The sequence below is a fragment of the Moritella viscosa genome (genome assembly GCF_900120065.1).
In the GTDB taxonomy this organism is placed as follows: Bacteria; Pseudomonadota; Gammaproteobacteria; order Enterobacterales; family Moritellaceae; genus Moritella; species Moritella viscosa.
The window spans coordinates 1-22,410 of the sequence record NZ_FPLG01000015.1; the positions used below are offsets into that span (position 1 = coordinate 1).

A 22,410-nucleotide genomic window follows, 5' to 3' on the forward strand; every position below is an offset into this window, starting at 1 on the left:
TGAGCGCTGCTACAAAGCCTTTATCATACCATTCGCTTATTTTTGGTTATGCTTAGTGTTTTATTTATATGGGTGATACAGGTACATTATTTTGTGAAACAATAGTACTATTAAACAAATATATTTTAGGCGTAGAGGCGATAATAAATGACAAGTTATCAAGGCTTAATTCAGCAAGAATTAGTCGAAGCAGCACAAGTTTTAAATGATTTTTTAGCTGACCCGAAAAATGGTGAAAATATTGAAGCAGCAGCGGCCTTATTAGCTGATTCATTTAAAGCCGGAGGTAAAGTATTATCTTGTGGTAATGGTGGTTCACATTGTGATGCGATGCATTTTGCTGAAGAATTATCGGGGCGTTATCGTGAAAATCGTCCAGCAATGCCGGGCATTGCTATCTCTGATGTGAGTCATATGTCTTGTGTGAGTAACGACTTTGGCTATGAATATGTGTTTTCACGTTATGTTGAAGGTATTGGTCAGAAAGGTGATGTACTATTAGGATTAAGCACCAGCGGCAATTCTCAAAATGTACTAAATGCATTTGCGGCAGCAAAAGCTAAAGGTATGAAGACTATTGCATTAACAGGTAAAGATGGCGGTAAAATGGCGGGTATTGCTGATATCGAAATTCGAGTTCCACATTTCGGCTATGCGGACCGTATCCAAGAGATCCACATTAAAGTTATCCACTTGTTGATTCAGTTGATTGAAAAAATGATGGGTTATGCAGATTAAGCTATAGTCTTTCGTGATATTAATTTAATCCTGTGTAGTTAATGCTAGTAAGCCATAAAAGTGAAGTTATCAGTATATGTGTGAATTATTAGGTATGAGCGCAAATGTGCCTACCGACATTTGTTTTAGTTTTTCTGGGCTGATGCAGCGTGGTGGTAAGACTGGACCACATTCTGATGGTTGGGGAATTACTTTTTATGAAGGTAAGGGTTGCCGGACGTTTCGTGATCCGAAACCAAGCTGCGAATCAAAAGTTGCACAATTAGTCAAAGATTACCCGATTAAAAGCCAAGCGGTTATTTCGCATATTCGTCAAGCTAATCGTGGTGGTGTAGCATTAGAAAATACCCATCCTTTTACCCGTGAATGTTGGGGTAAAAACTGGACGTATGCACATAATGGCCAGCTAACTGATTATCATGGTTTAGCGACCGGGTTTTATACGCCAATTGGTGAGACTGACAGTGAACTCGCGTTTTGTTGGATCTTACAAGAAGTAAGTAAACAGTTTCCAATTAAGCCTGATGATATGAAACCTGTGTTTCGTTTTATCGCGAGTCTATGTGATCAGCTAAGAGCATTAGGTGTATTTAATTTGTTATTAAGCGATGGCGACTTCGTATTTGCCTACTGTACTAATAACTTACATCATATTATTCGTGAAGCGCCGTTTGGTCATGCCCAGTTAATTGATGAAAATATTGAAATTAACTTTGAGAATGAAACCTCAGATTCAGATGTTGTCGCTATAATTGCGACACAGCCGCTGACGGATAATGAAGTTTGGCATAAAATGAAGCCTGGGGAGTATTGTGTATTTTGTCGCGGTGAGATTATGTTGACGAATACTTAGTTTATTAATCCGGCGCCATAAAAAAGCCTTTATACAGCAATGTGATAAAGGCTTTTTATTATCTAGGATTAATGAATTAACTTAGTCCGCAGCGTAGCCGCTTTCCGCTAATTTTTTACCATCAAGTACGGCTTTACCGTCGGTCATTGCTAAGCGTTCAGCGCAGAACCATTGTATAACCATAGGGTAGATCATATGTTCTTGAGTATGTACTCGTGAACTTAAATCATCTACGCTATCGTCAGAGAATACAGGTACTTTTGCTTGCAAGATTACGGGACCTGAGTCTAATTCTGGCGTTACAAAATGCACTGAAGCACCGTGTTCTTCATCACCATTATCAATTGCACGTTGATGTGTATCTAAACCTGGATATTTAGGGAGTAGAGATGGATGTATGTTAAGCATCTTACCTGCATAATGCAGTACAAAGTTATCACTTAGAATACGCATATAGCCTGCTAACACAATCAGATCAGGTTGATACTGGTCTATTTGTGTCATTAGCGCGGCATCAAATGCAGTACGGTCAGCAAAATCATCTTGAGCAAGTGATATTGCGTCAATACCCGCAAGTTGTGCTCGCTCTAAGCCATAAGCGGTACTTTTATTACTAAAAACAGCTGTTACTTTACCGTTAATAGAACCTTGTTCGCACTGATCTAGAATGGTTTGTAAATTACTTCCATTACCAGAAACTAATACTACGATAGATGCTTGTTTAGACATTATTTTATCTCAACTTGTTCTTCATTTTCTGCAGCGTCTGCAATCTCACCAATTAGCCACGCATTTTCGCCGTGTTCAGTGAAGATTTCCAGTGCTTTTTCAACTTGTGCTTCTGGTAGGGCGATAACCATACCAACACCACAGTTAAACGTACGGTACATTTCTGTACGTTCAACGTTACCTTTCTCTTGTAACCAGTTGAAAATTTCAGGCCACTGCCAGCTATTTTCATCAATGATAGCTTTTGTTAGTGCTGGTAGTACACGTGGGATATTTTCCCAGAAACCACCACCAGTAATGTGTGATAAAGCGTGAACTTCACACTCTTTCAATACAGCTAGCACAGACTTAACATAGATATTTGTTGGCGTTAGCAGCGTATCACCTAATGTCGAATCACCAAACGCTTGGCTTGGATCTTCTTTTGATACTTCAAGAATCTTACGAACTAATGAATAGCCGTTTGAGTGAGGGCCACTCGATCCTAAAGCGATAAGCTTATCACCCGCAGCAACTTTAGTACCGTCGATGATATTTTCTTTGTCAACAATACCGACACAGAAGCCAGCAATGTCAAAATCTTTACCGTCGTACATACCAGGCATTTCAGCTGTTTCACCACCGGTTAACGCACAACCTGATAGTAGACAACCTTCACCAATACCGGTAACAACAGCTGTAGCTACATCTACATCTAGTTTACCTGTTGCGTAGTAATCTAAGAAGAATAGTGGCTCAGCACCTTGTACAATAAGGTCATTCACACACATAGCAACTAGATCGATACCAACAGTATCATATTTAGCTAAATCGATAGCGAGGCGTAGTTTGGTTCCTACACCGTCTGTTCCTGCAACCAACACTGGTTCTTTATAACCAGTAGGCAATTGGCAAAGTGCGCCGAAGCCACCTAGACCACCCATAACTTCAGGTCGCTTAGTCTTTTTTGCTACACCTTTAATGCGTTCTACTAATGCATTACCTGCGTCTATATCAACGCCTGCATCTTTATAACTTAGAGAAGTATTTTGGTTGCTCACTGGATCCCTCACAAACTAATCGTATCAATTGGATTAAAAAATCGCCGCCATGTTAACAACTTTAATCACATAATAGAAACAAAATTATACCTTGTTCGACCTGCAAATTGATTTTATTCTTAACTCTGGCTTTTCCATGGAATAAGCTATCATTATAAGGTCATTATTGGTAATATTACGCGTTTTTATATTGCATTTATTTTGATTTTATTAGGAGACTCCATGAAAGTTGTTGAGGTTAAGCACCCGTTAGTACGTCATAAATTGGGTTTAATGCGTGCTGCTGATATTAGCACTAAGCGTTTTCGTGAACTAGCAACAGAAGTGGGTAGCCTACTTACTTATGAAGCAACTGCTGATTTAGAGCTAGAGCAGAAGACCATTGCAGGTTGGAATGGTGATGTTACTGTCGATCAAATCAAAGGGAAAAAGGTAACTGTTGTGCCAATTCTACGTGCAGGTTTAGGCATGATGGATGGTGTGTTAGAGCATATGCCGAGTGCACGTGTGAGCGTTGTTGGTATCTACCGCGATGAAGAAACATTAGAAGCAGTACCTTATTTTGAAAAAATTGTTCACAGTATTGAAGAGCGTTTAGCTATTGTGATTGACCCGATGTTAGCAACGGGTGGTTCTATGATCTCAACATTAGACTTATTAAAAGCAAAAGGTTGTAAGCGCATTAAAGTACTTATTCTTGTTGCTGCACCTGAAGGTCTAAAAGCGTTAGAGGAAGCACACCCTGATATCGAACTTTACACTGCATCGATTGATGAGCGTTTAGACGAAAAAGGCTATATCGTTCCTGGTCTTGGTGACGCAGGCGATAAGATTTTTGGTACTAAATAAGACCAATGATAAGCCGCTTAATTATATTGCTTAATTGAGCTATACAGGCATTAGCCAAGATGTTGATGCCTGTATTATTTATTCTGTTTGATTACCCACTAAATACCCACCCCATATTAATAACATATTCAATAGGTATATTTTTTCAATATCAATATCAAAATATCGGTCACTCTCCGTTTCTTTGCCATCCATACAACTAATTCCTTCATTTTAAAGACAACTCCTTGATACTTTAGTATGGTCAATGTTTCTCTAAACGGCTAATTAGTTTGAGGCCATGGAATATGTTTGGACATAGTGGCTGGTTTGGTTATTATTTTAGGTAAATTAATAGCGTTGGCTATGGTACTATTCAAATAATCAATTTGAGTCATCACGTTACTCTTAAAAGGATCGTATGAAGCGTTTATTTCCTATTTTATTATCATTGTTATTTCTTGTCCCTTTGACTGCGCGTGCCGTTGAGGTTGAGCATCTTTATTCGGCATCAGTTATGGCTGTGAATAATCAGCCTAACCGTACGTTACAAAAAGTTGCTTTTGCAGAAGTATTGGTCAAGGTTTCTGGTAATGCGACAATTGCGGCTAATCCAGTGATTAAAAAAGCATTAATTAATGCGCGTGAATATTTAGTGAAACAAGCTGAAGAGCGCGTTGATGGCGAGCGTTATTTACAGGCAAGCTTTAACGAGCAAAAGATAAATCGCCTATTACGCAGTAGTGAATTTGGTGTATGGAGTCAGAATCGTCCTCAGCAAGTAATATGGCTAGTGGTTGATGAAGACTTTAGTCGCAGCGTAAAAGGTGAAAGTGACAGTGATTATGCCGACTTTATTAATGCGATTAAAGCACAAGCAAATAAACGTGCGATCCCGGTATTATTCCCTGTTATGGATCTTGATGATCAACTACAAGTAAGCAGTAGTGATTTATGGGGACAGTTTACAGATCCGGTTGAACTCGCTTCTGTGCGTTATGGTGCAGACAATTACATCATTGCGAAGATCATTAAGCAAAATGATGATTACCAATTAAATTGGAGTATGTATGGTCGTAACAATAGTAATCAACCGTATGAGATTTGGTTAAATGGACAAGGTCAAGGTGAGCTTGCTGCCATCGGTACAAAACTCACCGATAGTCTTGCTGATCATCTCGGTGAACGTTATAGCGTGAAAGCATCTGGTAAAGATGAAGTAGTGTTCTTAAATGTAGATGCTATTACTAACATCACTGATTATGCTAAATTGATTGTAATGTTTTCTGAATTATCAGCAGTTGCGCAAGTTGATCTTGATACAGTGACAGGATCAAGTGTGCAATTAAAATTAGTATTACTGGGTACACAACAAGATCTATTAACCGAATTATCACTGGATCAACGGATCCAAAGTACTCAAAATACCTTTGGTGACATGAATTTTCAATGGAATGTGATAAATTAAGCAAATTTACATCGTGTTTTTTTACTAGCCGTTTTCTATCGACCATTGAGGTGCTACAATGGTCTCACTAATCTTATGATTGTATGAAAGGGTGATATTGAACACTCCAGCACAACTTTCTTTATCTGTACAATTACCCGATGGTGAAACTTTCGCGAGTTTTTACCCCGGCGCTAATGTCCAACTCCTGACAGCATTAAAAAATGCTGCTGTCGGCGACGGTGATCCATTTATTTATTTATTTGGTAGCCGAAGTTCGGGCACTTCTCATTTACTCCACGCAACTTGTACCGAGTGTACAGACGCCGACCGTTCTGCTGCTTATTTACCGATGGCAATGTCTGCTATGATGTCACCGTCTGTATTAGATGGTATGGAACATCTTGATATTGTTTGTATCGATAATATTGAATTGATCGCAGGGAACCGTGAATGGGAAGTTGCATTATTCAATTTTTATAATCGTTGGCGTGATAGTCATGATCAAGATAATCCAGGTTCACTCATTGTAACAGGCAATAGCGCGGCACGGCATTTAGGTATTCAATTACCGGATCTGCTTTCTCGATTAGATTGGGGCGTTAGTTATCAGCTACAATTATTAGATGATGACGGTAAGTTAGCTGCGTTACAGCTACGTGCTGAATTTAGGGGGCTGAAGCTACCTGTTGATGTTGGCCGTTTCTTATTAAATCGTTCATCTCGAGATATGGAAACCCTTATTTCGACATTAGATCGATTAGATAATGCGTCAATTAGCGCCCAACGTCGTTTAACCATCCCGTTTGTGAAAGAAACCCTCTCTTTATAATTAACAAAGCCAAAACTATTCACAAGATATTGAAAAAGTAAAAAGTAAAAAGTAAAAAGGAAATAGTATCTATGACACTATTTCCTTTTTTATTTCAGTATGGATTTGGGCTAGAATCTTTTAAATAGACTTAATCGCTTTAACTTAGCTTATACAAAGTTAATCTTTGTTTTGCGTTTTGTACGCTTCTTCTCGTTCTTTTTCTTCAGCCATCACAACTTTTAGCTTATCAAGACCTAGGCCTAACTCTTTGCCTTGCATTCGGGCATAAATACCATTACCAAAGAGCATGCAGTTAGCAAAAATGAACTCTAATATAGCAAGATGACGCTCATCAGGATCTGTATACATGATCGTTAATGAATGCATGTAGTAGATCATTACAATAAAGTTACTCCAAGCTGCGGTATAAGGCTTCCCTTTGATTAAACCATAAGCAGGTAGTAATAATGGGAATATCCAAATTAACGCTTTAGCTAATGGATTAGATTGGTGTGCAGCTTGACGCTCTAACCACTTTTGTTTTTCAATTTCCACTTGCGGCAGTAACTCTGGGTTCGCTTCTGCCATAGCGGTTAATTCAGCTAACGCTTGTGATTGGGTATGGTCTTGCAGTTTTTCAGGTGTTAACCATAGCTGCCATACGAACATGAGTATGAGCAGGCCAAAGAAGCCAAACAGTCCAAGCAGGCGATATTGAGTAATTTTTTTTTGTATTTCTTGTGTTGTTTGCATTATTTGCTCGTTGTTAGAGTATTGCTAAGACGTTTTCAGGAGGACGACCAATAACAGCTTTACCATTTACTAATACGATTGGGCGTTCTATCAACTTAGGTGTTGCGATCATTGCGGTAATGAGTTCGTCATTAGACAAGCTTTCATCATCTAAACCGAGTGCTTTATATTCAGCTTCTTTAATACGCATTAATTGACGTGGTGCTAATGCTAGTAAGGTCAAAATTTCTTGCAGTTGTACTGCTGATGGTGGCGTTTCGAGGTATTTTACGATGTTTGGCGTTACACCTTGTTCTTCTAATAAAGCAAGAGTTTGGCGGCTTTTAGAGCAACGTGGATTATGGTAAATAGTGACACTAGTCATGCTTGGCCTATTCCTTAAACAAGTCTTAAAACAAATGGGGATCCTTAAAGTCCCCATTTTGCCTTGTTTCCTGTCCCTTGGCTAGTTTTGCAATGCCTGCATTTCCTGCTTTTCTAATTCAATTTGTTCCATGTGCGCATCAATTCGAGCAATATCAGCTGAGCTTGTTGCTAGAGTGCGTGCTGATTGCAGTTCATTAAGGGCTTTTGGATAGTTAGCTTTAAGTTGCGCTAGATTTGCACGTTGGACATACATCTTTATCTTATCATCCGTTTGACTCAGCAAATCAATATAAATGCTTAAGGCAATCATATCTGTTTCATTGTCACGTAAGTAATTTCGAATGAGCTTTTTAGCTTCGTCATACTGTTTCGCTTGTTGCAAGGCCACGGCTAAATTGATGGTGGTAACCGGGTTATTGCTATATCTGTTATTGGCTTTTTTTAACCTCGATATAGCTTCGCTATTATGCTTTAAGGCTAAATCAATATCGGTAAGGGTATCGAGATAAAACAGGTTGTTTGGCTGCGTGTTGGCTAATTCGACAACGATCTTTTTTGCTTCTACATTTTTACCTAATTGCAGTAATGCTAATGCTTGGCCATAGAGCGCCGCATCTTTTAGCTTGAAATTTTTAGTTTTAAGTTGATGCTGAAAAAATTGCAGTGCTTCTTTTGGTTTTAAGGTGCCATAACGGACTTGAATACGGGCTTTGGCTAATTGATAGTCGAGACTTGGCGGATAATAACGATTTGGATACTGTGCTGCTCTATCGCGTGCTTCACTGATTCGGGTAGTTGGTAATGGGTGAGTGATCAGCATTTGTGGTGGTTTTGAGCTAAAACGGTATTGCGCAGATAATTTACCGAAGAAAGTCGACATTGCTGCAGGATCATAACCAGCATTCGCCATCACTTGAATACCAATACGATCGGCTTCAAATTCATTGGCTCGGGTATAGTTAATGGCAGACTGCGCATTAATCGCGACAGTGGTTTGTAACATGGCGATACCCGCGACTGGATTCGCAATACCTAATAATACAGCACCAACTAAACCTGCAACAGTTAGTTGGCTATTGCCTGCTTGTGTCTCTAAACTACGCGCAAGGTGCCGTTGAGTTATATGTGAGATTTCATGGGCGATAACCGATGCAAATTCAGATTCACTCTCAGCATATAAAAATAACCCTGTATGTACTTTTACATAACCACCAAGAAATGCTGCCGCATTGATTTCGTCATTTTTAATGAGAAAAAAGTTAAACGGAAAGCGTACCGAATCTGTTTGGCTAATTAGTTTTGCGCCGAGTTCGGCAATGTATTCTTGTAAAACCGGATCGCTGACCATAGGAAAAGAGCCACGTGCGACTTTAATAAAAGCTGCGCCGTATTGACGTTCTTGATCGATCGATAAAGCCGTCACACCCGCGGTGCCAATTTCGGGTAGTTTATTAGTTGCTTGTGCTGAGCTAACGAGACCTAATGTACCGACAAATAATGCTGTACTGGTCAAGCGTAATATTTTTTTGAGATACAAATGGGCGACCTATGCGGTAATAACTAAGTAAATTTAGTTAACATAGTAGAACATAATATTAACCGATAACAGTGACAAATAGTAAGACGGCCTATATTCGTTATAGTTCCGTGGGATGTTTAGCCAATTTTTGTTGATGAAAGATAAGATATTTACGCTTTTGTGGAAAAAATAGTGTTAATCCTGCTAAAATCGACAAGTATTTATTTCAAATTTAAAATGAGAGTGAATTAAGATGGGCAGAGCGTTCCAAAACCGTAAATTATCGATGGCTAAAACAGCTGGCATGAAAACTAAGATCTACTCTAAATATGGTAAAGAGATCTATGTATCTGCAAAAACTGGTGGTGGCGACCCTGATAGCAACTTAAGTCTTCGCCGCATCATTGAAAAAGCGAAAAAAGATCAAGTACCAACACACGTAATTGACCGTGCGATTGAAAAAGCAGCTGGTGCTGGTGGTGAAGATTATGAGCGTGCAAGTTATGAAGGTTTTGGTCCTGGTAACTGTATGGTTATCGTTGAATGCTTAACTGATAATGGCAAGCGTACTTTCACTGAAGTTCGTCAAGCATTCGTTAAGAATGGCGCGAAACTTGGTGCTCCAGGTGCTGTTTCACACATGTTTGATCATCAAGCTGTATTTGAATTCAAATTTGATGATGAAGATGCGGTATTAGAAACATTAATGGAAGCGGAAGTAGATGTTGCTGATGTAGAGAACGAAGATGGTACTATTACTGTTTATGTTCCACATACTGAGTTCTACAAAACTAAAGTAGCCTTATCAGACGCATTTTCTGGTATTGAATTTGATGCAGAAGACATTACATTCTTACCACAAGTTGAAACGGAAGTGACAGGTGATGACGTTGAAATGTTCGAACGTTTCCTTGCAGCACTAAATGATTGTGATGATGTTCAAGACGTATATCACAATGCAATCATTGACTAATTAGTCATGATGTACGGTTATTAACACCGCGCATAAAAAAGGCCGATTACCGCTTCTTTATCAGAATGGGTAATCGGCCTTTTTTGATCTACTCGTTGTCGCGTATTTAAAGACGAGACAAACTAAGCAAATTACATTTTCTTACAGTATGCAGAAATGATCACCATTGCAGTACCGTTGGCACGGCCTTGAATGTGTAATGGATTATCTGTTAAACCGATATTACGGACTGCTGTACCACGTTTGATCACTAAGCTTGAACCTTTAACTGGTAAATCTTTGATGATGTTTACGTTGTCGCCAGCTTGTAAGATAGTACCATTCACATCACGCGCTGGTGAGTCAGTCATTGCTGCAATTAGCACGCCCTTTTCAGCCCATGCTTTTACGTCTTCTTCTAGATACATCATATCAAGTAGGTCACGTGACCAGTCTGCATCTAGGCGATTTAACATACGATATGCAAGTACTTGCACTGCTGGTACTTGGCTCCACATGCTGTCGTTTAGGCAACGCCAGTGATTTTCATCAAGAGTATCTGAGTTGTTGATTTGCTCAAGGCAAGTATCACAAAGCATTACTGCACAGTCAGAGCTTTTTTCTGGTGATTCAGGTAGCTCATAAGCTGATAGGTTAGATTCTGATGTGCACATTTCACATTTAGAATCACTGCGTTGTAATAGCGTTGTTTCGATAGTCATTGAATTAATCCTCTAAATTTTGTGGGGCTATTATGCCACAGCGGAAGTATTTTGGGTATCTTACAATAGGTTTCAATCAGATGTTATCGGCTAACTTGAGCAACGTGCTTGGTTAAATTCACAATCAACGCCTTAGCGAGTTGAATTAATCAACTTAATCTGACTACACTGGTTTTTTATCTAGTCGGAGTTCACATGGAAGCAAGCGTATTATTTGATGAGTTAGCGACGAATGATGGTCATGTCATTGGTGTTATTACCCTTAATAAAGCACGTCAATTGCATGCACTGAGTGCGGATATGTTTCCATTATTACGTCAGCAGTTACTTGCTTGGCAACGTGATAATAGGGTTGTCAGTGTATTGCTGACTAGTGCTGGTGAGAAAGCATTTTGCGCCGGTGGTGATGTTAAATCATTACAACAAGCGTTAACTAGCACTGAAGGGGATGGGGCTAAACTGCAGGTTGTCAGTCAATATTTTATGGCTGAGTACCAAGTCGACTATTTATTACATAACTTTGGTAAGCCACTAATCGTTTGGGGTGATGGTATTATTATGGGGGGGGGCTTAGGGTTGTTTATGGGGGCAAGTCATCGCGTTGTTACTGAGACTGCACGTATTGCTATGCCGGAAATTACCATCGGTTTATTCCCTGATGTTGGTGCGACTTGGTTCTTAAATCATTTACCATACCCTGGTGTTGGATTATTTTTAGGGTTAACTGGCGCCAGCATTAATGCCAAAGATGCGCAATATTTAGGGTTAACCGAGTATTTAATTCCTGCCATAAAATACGCGAATGTGGTGAATGCATTAACCACGCTTGATTGGCAAACTGATACTGCGGTACATCACCAACAAGTTGATCAGCTATTAGCTCAACAGTATGCGGATACTAATTTCATCAATGGTAATTTAATTAATCATCAAGCTTTGTTTACTCAGTTGAGTCTTTATACAGAACTCACTGACGTGATGGCATGTATTCAAACGCACGAAAGTTGTGATCCGTGGTTACAAACCAGCGTTAAAAAATTGCTATTAGGCAGCCCAATATCAGCGCATATCTTGTACCGGCAGGTAAACCAATATACTGAGCTATCGCTAGCAGCATGCTTTCAACTGGAGTTAGATTTAGCGGTGAATGTCTGTCTAAATGCTGATCTTGTTGAAGGAGTAAGGGCTTTGTTAGTCGACAAAGACAACAAACCGAATTGGTTATTTAAACAGATTAAAGACGTACCTGTTGATTTTGTTGATGGCTTATTTGTATCGCCTTGGGTAATCGAATCGCACCCACTGCGCGCGCTGTAATTGATATTTAAATTACCTAATTATGTGACATCTATATCAAAGTGGGTAGGTGAGTTGTTTTGATTTTATAAACCCCTTTATTTTGTAAGGTTTAAAGTTATAATTACCTCAAAGTGGTTAATTTGTTGGTGGGTTGCGCTATCAAATAACGGCACTGAGATAATTATTACTTACAGTGAATTTTAAAAGTGTACTGCGGCAATAATTATTGATTTATTTTGGAGATATATTATGAGCACTGCATTCTTTATTCCTGCTTACAATCTAATGGGCGCAGGCTGTCTAATTCAAGCGGCTGACGCAATCAAATCTCATGGTTTTAAAAAAGCATTAATTGTCACTGATAAAGTGATTAATAGCATTGGCATGGTGAAACAAGTTCAAGATTTATTAGATGCGAGAGGCGTTGAATCAGCCGTTTTTGATGGTACTCAGCCAAACCCGACAACAGCGAATGTTGCTGCTGGACTTGAATTATTAAATTCAGAAGTGTGTGATTTTGTGATTTCGTTAGGTGGTGGTTCACCACATGATTGCGCTAAAGGTATTGCACTTGTAGCTGCTAATGGTGGTCATATTGCTGATTATGAAGGCGTGGATCAATCAGATAAAGCACAACTTCCATTAGTGGCAATTAATACCACTGCGGGAACGGCTTCTGAAATGACGCGTTTTTGTATTATAACCAATGAAACAACACACATTAAAATGGCGATTGTTGATAAAAATACCACACCGTTAATCTCAGTGAATGATCCGGAATTAATGTTAGCTAAACCAGCTTCATTAACGGCTGCAACTGGTATGGATGCATTGACCCATGCGGTAGAAGCGTATGTGTCAACTGCGGCGACACCGATTACAGATGCAGTTGCGATTAAAGCGATGGAACTAATTCAAGCGCATTTACGCACGGCGGTAGCACACGGTGAGAATATCGAAGCTCGTGAACAAATGGCGTATGCACAATTCATGGCTGGTATGGCATTTAATAATGCTTCACTCGGTTACGTACATGCAATGGCGCATCAGTTGGGTGGTTTTTACGACTTACCACACGGTGTATGCAATGCGGTATTACTACCATATGTACAGGCGTATAATGCACAAGTTTGTCCTGCGCGTTTACGTGATGTGGCTAAAGCGATGGGGGTTGATGTGGCAGGCATGACGCCAGAACAAGGTGCAGATGCAGCGATTGTTGCAATTAAAGAATTAGCGTTAGCGGTAGGTATTCCAGCAGGCTTAACAAGCTTAAAGGTAAAGGTTGAAGATATTCCAGAGCTGGCTAAAAATGCACTGAATGATGCGTGTGGTTTTACTAATCCAAAGCAAGCGACCCATGAAGAAGTTTGCGCAATCTTTAACGCGGCAATGTAATCAATTTATCGTTCGCTTAGTTATTATGAACTATCACGATAGAAAGAACGCTAATAGGTAATTTAGAAAGCCCAGGTATTAATTTTAATGTCTGGGCTTTTTATTTGTTATTTTAATCTTTAGCTTCAACTACAATGATAGAGTATCAGCTGGCACTCCAGACTTGTTGACCTGTACGACTAAAGTTATAACCACCGAGTTGATCTCCTTTAGCTTGGATTTTCATATCAGATAGCGACTGTAGCAATTGTTGCTGCAAGGTGCGGAAATAGATATTTTTTGGGATCACGAGTTCAAAAGCTTCGGTACTCAGCGGAATAAACCCTAAACCAAATTCGCCTGCAGTGCTTTGACTCGCGCAGCCCACATCCGCTTCTCCACGGGCAATGCAAGACGCTAGCTCTCGTTCACTGTGACAAGTTTCCGCTGCGGTAAGCATATCGACAGTGTAAGCATGATTATGCAACCATTCACCTAAGGCGCGCATACTACCAGCTCCTTCTTGACGTAGTGCCCAGCGCCAGCGTGAAGTCAGTAACTCTTGTAAGTTTAAAGAGCGTGAGTTTACTAAATCGGCTAATTCTTTATTAACCACTAAGCCTTGTTGACGCTCGAAGGCGTGGATCAGTACCCAGTTTTTATGCCCTGGATATTGCTGTAATAATGCGGGATGACGCAAGCTTGCTTCTTCTGCATGGCCCCAGTGGATCGCACAAATGTCCACATGGCCTTTACTGAGCATGGCTAAACCTTGGCGAGTGCCTGTTGAGGTGTAACCAACTAGTGCGGTGCTGCCAAGCTTTTGTGCCATCTTACCCACGACCAGTTGCAAGAGTGGATCGTCAGAACCTGCGATGAGTAAGCGGTCATTCAGTACGCCGTTATGACAAGACTCCAGTAGCCATTTATCCAACATTGCTTTGGGAAATAACCATTTACCCGTTACTTTCGTTGCAGGCAAGTGGCCATCGTTAGCCAGTGTGTAGACCTTTTTTTCATTCAGGTCTAAATACTCAGCGACTTGCTTTACATTCATAAAAGCAGGGAAGTGTTCGATCATGCACTCTTACCGATTAGTGTTGATGACTGTTCTTGTGATGCTGTTTGTGCAAGCGCTTCTGCGTCAGGGCCTTTGACATCTAAAATTAGGTTTGCCATACCGTTATATACTTGAAAACGATTACCTTTGGCGCGAGCAACCATGGTAATACCCAGTTTTTTTGCTAAGTCGTAACCCATTTGTGTAGCACCGGATCGAGATAATAATACCGGGATCCCCATTTGCGCTACTTTAATCACCATCTCAGACGTGAGGCGGCCTGTAGTATAAAAGATCTTATCTTCACCTGTTTGACCTTTTAACCACATCTCCCCAGCCAAGGTATCAACTGCATTGTGACGGCCTACATCTTCGACAAACGATAAAATAGTGGTGTCTTTACACACTGCACAACCATGTACTGCACCAGCGGCTTTATAAGTTGCGTTGTGGTGAGTTAATGCTTCTAACAAACCATAGAGTTTTGATTGACGTAATCTAGGTTGTGGTAGTGTGATACCTTCTAATTTTTTCATTACATTGCCAAACATTGTGCCTTGACCACAGCCTGAGGTAACGGTTTTTTTCGATAACTTATCTTCTAAACCATCGGTACTTTCACGGGTTATCACCGCTGCAGAATTCGAATCCCAATCAATTATCACTGATTCAATCGCGGCAATATCTTCAATGAAACCTTGGTTTTTCAAGTAACCCAATACCAGTTCGGCAGGGCGGGCACCGAGCGTCATCACTGTTACGATTTCTACCCAGTTTAAGTAAATCGTTAGCGGATGTTCACACGCGATCTCTTTGGTCATGGTATCGCCATATTCATCCATGATGTCGACGGTCATGGTGTGCTTAACTGAAGAGTTGGTTCTAATTATTTTTGGTAATTGCGGCATCCGAAAGTCCTGCTGGTTTATATCTCTATCAAGAATTAAAGCAAAGTTCATTCCAACTTATACCCTGCATCTTGAAGTAACTTGGGTATCACCATTTTATTTGTCACTTATCTTGAACTTGGTCTAAATTTTGCTGAGTAGGGTGCGTTATATAAGAAATTATAAAAATACTAAATAATTATAAAAATAGAATAAAGGAGCATGTGTGCAACAAATTGATGAACATAAGCGCTTAGAAAAAGACGAATCAAGTTGGCCTATTAGGTTTCGTCTTCGCTCTGAAGAAAAGCAAATTGGACGCTGGACGACGTTGTCTTGGTCTATTGATAATGTCGAATTATATGATCTCCACACGCAAGAAGATTTCAGCATCGGAACCTGTTATGAGCGCGTATTAACGTTATACCGCGATGAACGGACAGATTATCGTTTTAACCTCAGCTCACAAGACCCGCATTTGTTTATTGTTTGTGAAGAAAATAATGAGCAGCTATCGCCGTTACTTATCACTGTCGCGCAAAGTGTCGCAAGCAGTTACATGGATGGCGATTATCAAGTGTTACATATTCAAATGCCCTTACCAGTTCAGGCTTGGATGGAAGCATTCATTGGGCGTCATGGCGAACTGATTGAATTTAAAAAGAAACGTTATAAAGATAAAAAAGGACGTTCAAGTGGCAACTAACTTTTTTCAACGTTGGTCTAGCCGCTCTCTGACGGCTAAAGACAAAGCTTCAACAACGTTATCGGAAACGAATGAAGCCGTTGAAGAATTAACTGAATCTAAGCAATTTTCTGAGCCAGTTTATGATGCTAACGCAGAAATTAATCAAGCCGTTACGCTAGATAAAGTGACGAATGATGCGGTAGATAAGCAGAGCGATATTTCAGACAAGAGCAGTGATGACGTATTAACAATTGCAGATGCAGATAGTGTGACATTTGACAGCGGCGTCGTTTCATTTCTAAAGCAGGGGGTTGATAAATCAGTAAAAAAAGCGGCGCTCGCTAAATTATTTCATTCAGATGAATTCAACTATATCAGTGATATGGACGATCATACTGAAGATTTTTCGAACATTCCTAAACTTGACGATAGTATCGCAAAGCAGTTACGTGGTTGGGTTAATGCAGTATTAGAAGAATCTGAGCAAGTAGAAGACCTCAGTATTGAACGAACAGAAGAAGCAGAAATGTCAGCTGTTGAAGATGAAACCGTTGAACCCGTCACGGAAGATTTCAAATTATCGCAAGGCTGCGATGATCCACGTCACAAGACTATTCAGCAAGGTGAGACATAAAGGGACTAATAACCCTTATTTTCATCGGGACAATTTGATACAGGTGTGATCATTTGTAGCGACAAAATGTCTCAATTGGAAATGCCTCAACTGTCCTTATCTGACTTTAGTTCTTTATAGGTCATTTTTTTCCGTTAAAAGTTGGTTCGGTTATTGCTCTATTAGCTACAGCATAAAGTACGGTAAAAATCGTACGGCAGAAAGAGCAGCGGGCACTAAACTCGCAGTTTAATCGGCACCAATTTTAGCGGTGACGAGTATACAGGAATAGCAATGTTAAAAAGTATTCTAGAAACATTTACAGATAGCAATGGTCAAGCACGCTTAAGTGCAATCGCTGGTACGGTTGAATTATCGAATTTGATCCCGCCAACGGTTTCTTACGAGATCCGAGGGAATCTATTGATCATTGGTCCGCACGATACTATTACTGCGCTGGCCCCGCAATTTTCAACACTTAATTCAGTGACACTCCTTGCGACTTCGCAGGCTGCTGAAAACACGGCGAAAACAAGTAATGACATTAAGGTATTTTTTAGTAATAACGTGACAATAAAAGGTTACTTAGGCGCATTCGAAGTGAATTGCCGCGTAGCTGGTACGTTACTTGATACCTATATCAACCTAGCAGAAGTAACTATCGGTGGTGATAGCTTTGATTTAGTGGTTGATATGAGTGCCGAGAGCATTATCAACACCGAGATCCCTGCACCTGGTTATTACCCTGTCGGCAGTGGTAAAGCGGCGATTGCAGATGTGATTGAAACCTTACCTGACATGCTAGGTACGTTTGATAAGCCTAAGTATTTCCGTTTAAACAATGACATTTGTGCACATTCATCCCGTGGTGTGAGTGGCTGTACGCGTTGTGTTGATGCATGTCCAGCGGGTGCGTTATCAAGTAATGGCCATGCGATCGAGATTAACCCGTTCTTATGTCAGGGGGTTGGTACTTGTGCAACGGCTTGTCCGACAGAAGCGATCACGTATGCATTACCAGATCCAGAGAAAACCCAGAACTTCATTTATCGTTTGTTAAACAGTTATCAAATGGCGGGTGGTGTTAAACCAACGATCTTATTCTTTGGTAAGCGTGATGAAGAAAACGTTGCAGCACAATTACCGTCATTACCATCGAATGTGATCCCGATTGCACTGGAAGAGTTAGCAACTGTTGGTGTGGATACATGGTTTAGTGCGCTGATTTATGGTGCGCATCAAGTACTGTTAGCAACCAATATCGCTTACATGCCTGCGACAATTGATCGCGTTTTAAAAAACGAGTTAGCCATTGCGAATAACTTCTTAACTGAACTTGGTTTTGAAGCAGATCGCATTTGCTTGTTTGAACTTAGCTCCGCGGCTGAATTTGTGGCGTTCCCTGCATCTTTGTTGCCTGTGGTAGATGACAAGATCGCTGTGATGGATAGCGGTGTATTAGCCAAGCAATTATCAGGGACTAAGCGTGAAAAATTGTTTAGTGCATTAGATAGATTGCATGCGCAAAGCACAGTTAGACCAACAGTATCTAGCGTACCTGAAAATGCACCTTACGGCAGTGTTGAATGTAAGACCGATGATTGCACGCTATGTATGGGCTGTGTGGCGGTATGCCCAACCCGTGCATTACATGCTGTTGGTGGACACCCCGGTCTGCAGTTTAGAGAGCAAGATTGCGTGCAATGTGGCTTATGTGAAAAAGCCTGTCCAGAGCAAGTTATTAGTCTTAAACCGGGTGTTAACTGGGATGTAGAAAGCCGCCAAAGTACCGTGATGATCCATGAAGAAGAGCCTGCCTGTTGTTTAAGTTGTGGTAAAGCGTTTGCACCAGCATCGATGATTAAAATGCTGACCGAAAAATTACAAGGTCATTCGCAATTTCAGGGGGATGCTATTCGCCGTTTATCTATGTGTGAAGATTGTCGTGTACGCGATATTTTTTCTGACATGGCTGATGATCCAACAAGTCAGTTGCGAGTGTAAAACGAAATGATGGAAACACAAAACATGTCACAGCCAGTTGCTGAAGAAACAAGATTACGTATCGATATTTATAGCTTACTTGCTCACTTATTACGTAAGGCACCCGATGCTGAGGTTATTGATTGGTTAGCGAATTTAGATGTGGATGCACCGAACGAACTTATTCAAACCACGGGTATGTCGGCAGCTTGGCCGTTATTAAAACTCGCGTCACAAAAGACCTTATTAACCGCGGTTGAAGATGAATACCAAGATTTGTTTATTGGTATTGGTCATGGTGAGATCGTGCCGTTTGGTTCTTGGTTCCTCACCGGTTCACTAATGGAAATGCCATTAGCGCATTTACGCCATGATTTGAAAAAACTGGGTTTTCAACGTGATGAAGACGTGAAAGAACCGGAAGATCATATTGCTGCATTGCTCGAAGTCATGACGATGTTAGTCGCAGAAAGTAATCAAAAAGTACAAGCTGAATTTTTTAATCGCCATATCGATACCTGGTTTGAGCGTTTTTGTCAGGATTTAAAGGTAGCGAAAAACGCGGTGTTTTATAGCGCAGTCGCCGAGCTAGCGTTGCAATTTTTAAGCATTGAAAAAATACGTTTTATCGACATAAAAAAATAATAACGATATGAGGATCAAACTGGATGAGTAAACAAAATAAGCCGGATGAAAACCGCCGCCAATTGTTAAAGAATATTGGTTTAGGTGTCACAGCAGGTGTGATTGCAACAGGTGTTTCGACCTCTGTGAATGCATCTGTTGACACGCAAAATAAGAAAGAAAATACAACTGGTTACCATGAAACTCAACACATTCGTGATTACTACGATTCTCTATAAGCGGAGCTCTAAATGAAATTAACTAAACGTTCCGATACGGTCAACAAGGACGAAAAACAACTGGGTATTTCGCGCCGTTCGTTTATGCGTAACTCTTCAATTACTGCCGCTGCGGGGGCTGTCGGTGTTGGTATGTTTGCACCGGGCATGATGAAAAAAGCTGAAGCGAAATCTGTCGAACCAGAATCACCAGTTGAAATAAAACGTACGATTTGTTCTCACTGTTCAGTCGGCTGCGGTATTTATGCCGAAGTACAAGAAGGTGTATGGACAGGTCAAGAACCTGCATTTGATCATCCGTTTAATGCGGGAGGTCACTGTGCAAAAGGTGCCGCACTGCGTGAACACGGTCATGGTGCGAAACGTCTTAAATATCCAATGAAACTGGTTAACGGTAAATGGATTAAAATGAGCTGGGAAACAGCACTTGAAGAAGTAAGTCAGCAGGTACTTAAGATCCGTGAAGAATCCGGTCCTGATTCTGTTTATTGGTTAGGCTCTGCAAAGCATAACAATGAACAAGCATATTTGTTCCGTAAAATGGTATCGATGTGGGGCACCAATAATGTCGATCACCAAGCACGTATTTGTCACTCTACAACAGTCGCTGGTGTAGCAAATACTTGGGGTTATGGTGCGATGACTAACTCGCTAAATGACATGCATAATTGTAAATCAATTTTGTTTATCGGCTCAAACCCTGCTGAAGCGCATCCAGTCGCGATGCAGCATATCCTTATCGCCAAAGAAAAGAACAAGTGTAAAATTGTTGTTGCTGATCCACGTCGTACCCGTACTGCTGCAAAAGCAGATCATTATGTGTCTTTACGTCCGGGTTCTGACGTTGCTTTCGTTTGGGGCGTGTTATATCACGTCTTTAAAAATGGTTGGGAAGATAAAGAATTTATTCACCAACGTGTTTATGGCATGGAGGATGTACGTGCAGAAGTTGCAAAATGGACACCTGCTGAAGTAGAGCGTGTTTCTGGAGTATCAGAAGCGGATGTTTATGAAACGGCGAAACTGCTTTCTGAACACCGTCCTGGTTGTGTTGTTTGGTGCATGGGGGGGACGCAGCATACAACGGGTAACAATAATACGCGTGCATATTGCATCCTTGAACTTGCGCTTGGCAACATGGGTAAACCAGGCGGTGGTGCTAATATTTTCCGTGGTCACGATAACGTACAGGGGGCGACTGACTTTGGTGTATTAGCAGATAACTTACCAGGTTACTACGGTCTTTCTGAAGGTGCTTGGAAGCATTGGGCTGGCGTATGGGATGTTGATTATGAGTGGCTAAAAGGCCGCTTTGATCAAAATGCTTACCGTGGTAAAAAACCAATGAACCATGCCGGTATTCCGGTATCACGTTGGATTGATGGTGTATTAGAAAATAAAGACAATATCGAGCAAAACGATAATATTCGTGCCATGTTCTATTGGGGTCACGCGGTTAACTCACAAACCCGTGGACCAGAAATGCGCACAGCGATGGGCAAACTGGACATGATGGTTATTGTTGACCCGTATCCAGGTGTTGCAGCTGTAATGAACGGCCGTACTGACAATGTTTATTTGCTACCAGCGACGACGCAATTTGAAACAACGGGTTCTGTTACTGCAACAAACCGTTCAATTCAGTGGCGTGATCAGGTAATTGAACCACTATTCGAATCAAAACCTGATCATGAGATCATGTATTTACTAATGAAAAAATTAGGTCTAGCGGATCAATTATTCAAAAATATTGAAGTGAAGAACAACCAACCTGTTATTGAAGACATTACCCGTGAGTTCAACAAGGGTATGTGGACAATTGGTTACACAGGTCAAAGTCCTGAACGTCTAAAGGATCATCAGAAAAACTGGCATACGTTCCACAAAACAACGCTTGAAGCTGAAGGTGGTGTTGCTCATGGTGAGACTTACGGTCTACCTTGGCCATGCTGGGGCACGCCAGAGATGAAACACCCAGGTACTCATATTCTTTATGATACATCGAAACCTGTTGCGCTCGGTGGTGGTAACTTCCGTGCACGTTTTGGTGTTGAACGTAATGGCGAAAGCTTATTAGCAGTCGACAGTTATTCAAAAGATTGTGAGTTAGAGAGTGGTTTCCCAGAGTTCAGTGACAAACTGCTTAAGCAACTTGGCTGGTGGGACGAACTGACGGCTGACGAAAAAGTGAAAGCAACAGGTAAAAACTGGAAAACTGACGTATCTGGCGGTATTCAACGTGTGGCAATCAAACACGGTTGTATCCCTTACGGTAACGCGAAAGCGCGTGCAGTGGTATGGACATTCCCAGATGCCGTGCCACTTCATCGTGAACCGCTATACACACCGCGTCGTGATCTTGTGACTGATTACCCAACGTGGAATGACAGTGAAGCGATGTTCCGTCTGCCAACATTATACAAATCAATCCAAGATAAAGATGTATCAGGTGAATACCCGATCGTGCTTACTTCTGGCCGTTTGGTTGAGTATGAAGGCGGTGGTGATGAAACCCGCTCAAATCCATGGTTAGCTGAATTACAACAAGAAATGTTTGTTGAAGTAAACCCGAAAGATGCTAATGATTTAGGTTTCAGAGATGGCGAAATGGTGTGGGTTGAAGGTGCAGAAAAAGGCCGTATTCACGTTAAAGCAATGGTTACACGTCGTGTTAAACCAGGTCTTGCCTTTATTCCATTCCACTTTGGTGGTTATTTCCAAGGTGAAGATTTGCGTGGTAACTATCCTGAAGGTTCAACGCCGTATGTATCGGGCGAATCTGCAAACATTGCGACAACCTATGGTTATGACCCTGTGACACAAATGCAGGAAACTAAAGTAACCCTCTGTAAAATTACGAAAGCGTAAGGAGTCATTCC

The 22,410-nt window shown here is 40.9% G+C and carries 23 protein-coding genes; 14 read left to right on the top strand and 9 right to left on the bottom strand.

The annotated features are described in order from the left end of the window. The first annotated feature begins 147 nt into the window (after positions 1–147). Entirely contained in the window at positions 148–738 is a 591-nt protein-coding gene (gene lpcA / locus BT797_RS02150) for a D-sedoheptulose 7-phosphate isomerase (protein WP_045109135.1), read from the top strand. Positions 739–814: 76 nt separating this feature from the next. Beyond that, positions 815–1,591: a class II glutamine amidotransferase gene (locus tag BT797_RS02155; RefSeq protein WP_045109136.1), complete on the top strand. Its 777-nt coding sequence runs from the start codon at positions 815–817 to the stop codon at positions 1,589–1,591. Between the two features lie 81 nt (positions 1,592–1,672). Here the strand turns inward: BT797_RS02155 and purN are convergent, their stop codons facing one another. After that, positions 1,673–2,320 carry a phosphoribosylglycinamide formyltransferase gene (gene purN, locus BT797_RS02160; RefSeq protein WP_045109137.1) on the bottom strand — a complete coding sequence of 216 codons (648 nt, stop codon included), beginning with the start codon at positions 2,318–2,320 and terminating at the stop codon, positions 1,673–1,675. Continuing rightward, a complete protein-coding gene (purM, locus tag BT797_RS02165) occupies positions 2,320–3,360 on the bottom strand; it encodes a phosphoribosylformylglycinamidine cyclo-ligase (protein ID WP_045109138.1) in 1,041 nt (346 codons plus the stop codon). The genes purN and purM overlap by 1 nt, the downstream gene beginning before the upstream one ends. Positions 3,361–3,582: 222 nt before the next feature. On the opposite strand from purM, the gene upp reads away from it, so the two are divergent. Beyond that, on the top strand, positions 3,583–4,209 hold the full coding sequence (gene upp, locus BT797_RS02170) for a uracil phosphoribosyltransferase (RefSeq protein WP_045109139.1): 627 nt from the start codon (positions 3,583–3,585) through the stop codon (positions 4,207–4,209). A 78-nt stretch (positions 4,210–4,287) separates the two neighbouring features. Here upp and BT797_RS02175 read toward each other — a convergent pair whose 3' ends face one another. Further along, a complete protein-coding gene (locus tag BT797_RS02175; protein ID WP_045109140.1) occupies positions 4,288–4,404 on the bottom strand; it encodes a hypothetical protein in 117 nt (38 codons plus the stop codon). Between the two features lie 205 nt (positions 4,405–4,609). Here BT797_RS02175 and BT797_RS02180 point away from each other — a divergent pair, with 205 nt between their 5' ends. Together BT797_RS02180 and hda are read left to right on the top strand one after the other, a co-directional pair. Next, complete coding sequence (locus BT797_RS02180; RefSeq protein WP_045109141.1) at positions 4,610–5,656, top strand: DUF2066 domain-containing protein; 1,047 nt, start codon at positions 4,610–4,612, stop codon at positions 5,654–5,656. A gap of 97 nt (positions 5,657–5,753) precedes the next feature. Further along, entirely contained in the window at positions 5,754–6,467 is a 714-nt protein-coding gene (hda, locus tag BT797_RS02185; RefSeq protein ID WP_045109142.1) for a DnaA inactivator Hda, read from the top strand. A 159-nt stretch (positions 6,468–6,626) separates the two neighbouring features. Here hda and BT797_RS02190 read toward each other — a convergent pair whose 3' ends face one another. The 3 genes from BT797_RS02190 to bepA form a co-directional block, all read right to left on the bottom strand. After that, positions 6,627–7,202 (bottom strand): DUF2069 domain-containing protein, encoded by a 576-nt coding sequence (locus BT797_RS02190; RefSeq protein WP_045109143.1) that lies wholly within the window; start codon positions 7,200–7,202, stop codon positions 6,627–6,629. Positions 7,203–7,215: 13 nt separating this feature from the next. Beyond that, positions 7,216–7,566, bottom strand: a complete 351-nt coding sequence (arsC, locus tag BT797_RS02195) for an arsenate reductase (glutaredoxin) (RefSeq protein WP_045109144.1) — start codon at positions 7,564–7,566, stop codon at positions 7,216–7,218. A gap of 81 nt (positions 7,567–7,647) precedes the next feature. Beyond that, complete coding sequence (bepA, locus tag BT797_RS02200; RefSeq protein WP_045109145.1) at positions 7,648–9,105, bottom strand: beta-barrel assembly-enhancing protease; 1,458 nt, start codon at positions 9,103–9,105, stop codon at positions 7,648–7,650. A gap of 235 nt (positions 9,106–9,340) precedes the next feature. On the opposite strand from bepA, the gene BT797_RS02205 reads away from it, so the two are divergent. Further along, positions 9,341–10,060, top strand: coding sequence for a YebC/PmpR family DNA-binding transcriptional regulator (locus BT797_RS02205; protein ID WP_045109146.1), 720 nt, complete (start codon positions 9,341–9,343; stop codon positions 10,058–10,060). A 131-nt stretch (positions 10,061–10,191) separates the two neighbouring features. On the opposite strand, the gene BT797_RS02210 is transcribed toward BT797_RS02205, so the two are convergent. Beyond that, positions 10,192–10,761, bottom strand: coding sequence for a PhnA domain-containing protein (locus BT797_RS02210; protein WP_075470974.1), 570 nt, complete (start codon positions 10,759–10,761; stop codon positions 10,192–10,194). 195 nt (positions 10,762–10,956) lie between these two features. Between BT797_RS02210 and BT797_RS02215 the strand changes: the two genes are divergently transcribed. Both BT797_RS02215 and yiaY read left to right on the top strand, forming a co-directional pair. Next, positions 10,957–12,078, top strand: a complete 1,122-nt coding sequence (locus BT797_RS02215; protein WP_075470975.1) for an enoyl-CoA hydratase/isomerase family protein — start codon at positions 10,957–10,959, stop codon at positions 12,076–12,078. Between the two features lie 231 nt (positions 12,079–12,309). Continuing rightward, positions 12,310–13,458 carry an L-threonine dehydrogenase gene (gene yiaY / locus BT797_RS02220; RefSeq protein ID WP_045109149.1) on the top strand — a complete coding sequence of 383 codons (1,149 nt, stop codon included), beginning with the start codon at positions 12,310–12,312 and terminating at the stop codon, positions 13,456–13,458. A 145-nt stretch (positions 13,459–13,603) separates the two neighbouring features. Here the strand turns inward: yiaY and BT797_RS02225 are convergent, their stop codons facing one another. Both BT797_RS02225 and BT797_RS02230 read right to left on the bottom strand, forming a co-directional pair. Continuing rightward, on the bottom strand, positions 13,604–14,518 hold the full coding sequence (locus tag BT797_RS02225; protein WP_075470976.1) for a helix-turn-helix transcriptional regulator: 915 nt from the start codon (positions 14,516–14,518) through the stop codon (positions 13,604–13,606). After that, the gene (locus tag BT797_RS02230) at positions 14,515–15,405 is read right to left on the bottom strand and encodes a formate dehydrogenase accessory sulfurtransferase FdhD (protein ID WP_045109151.1); all 891 of its coding nucleotides are present in this window, start codon (positions 15,403–15,405) and stop codon (positions 14,515–14,517) included. Before BT797_RS02230 ends, BT797_RS02225 begins: the two co-directional genes overlap by 4 nt. A gap of 205 nt (positions 15,406–15,610) precedes the next feature. On the opposite strand from BT797_RS02230, the gene BT797_RS02235 reads away from it, so the two are divergent. From BT797_RS02235 to BT797_RS02260, 6 genes are all read left to right on the top strand, one after another. Continuing rightward, a complete protein-coding gene (locus BT797_RS02235) occupies positions 15,611–16,090 on the top strand; it encodes a DUF3305 domain-containing protein (protein ID WP_075470977.1) in 480 nt (159 codons plus the stop codon). Beyond that, positions 16,080–16,706: a DUF3306 domain-containing protein gene (locus BT797_RS02240; protein WP_075470978.1), complete on the top strand. Its 627-nt coding sequence runs from the start codon at positions 16,080–16,082 to the stop codon at positions 16,704–16,706. The genes BT797_RS02235 and BT797_RS02240 overlap by 11 nt, the downstream gene beginning before the upstream one ends. Before the next feature lie 273 nt (positions 16,707–16,979). Next, entirely contained in the window at positions 16,980–18,689 is a 1,710-nt protein-coding gene (locus tag BT797_RS02245; protein ID WP_075470979.1) for a 4Fe-4S dicluster domain-containing protein, read from the top strand. A gap of 24 nt (positions 18,690–18,713) precedes the next feature. Further along, a complete protein-coding gene (locus BT797_RS02250) occupies positions 18,714–19,313 on the top strand; it encodes a TorD/DmsD family molecular chaperone (protein WP_244534096.1) in 600 nt (199 codons plus the stop codon). A 23-nt stretch (positions 19,314–19,336) separates the two neighbouring features. Then, positions 19,337–19,531 carry a twin-arginine translocation signal domain-containing protein gene (locus BT797_RS02255; RefSeq protein ID WP_045109155.1) on the top strand — a complete coding sequence of 65 codons (195 nt, stop codon included), beginning with the start codon at positions 19,337–19,339 and terminating at the stop codon, positions 19,529–19,531. A gap of 12 nt (positions 19,532–19,543) precedes the next feature. After that, positions 19,544–22,399, top strand: coding sequence for a formate dehydrogenase subunit alpha (locus BT797_RS02260; protein WP_075470980.1), 2,856 nt, complete (start codon positions 19,544–19,546; stop codon positions 22,397–22,399). The last annotated feature ends 11 nt before the right edge of the window (positions 22,400–22,410 follow it).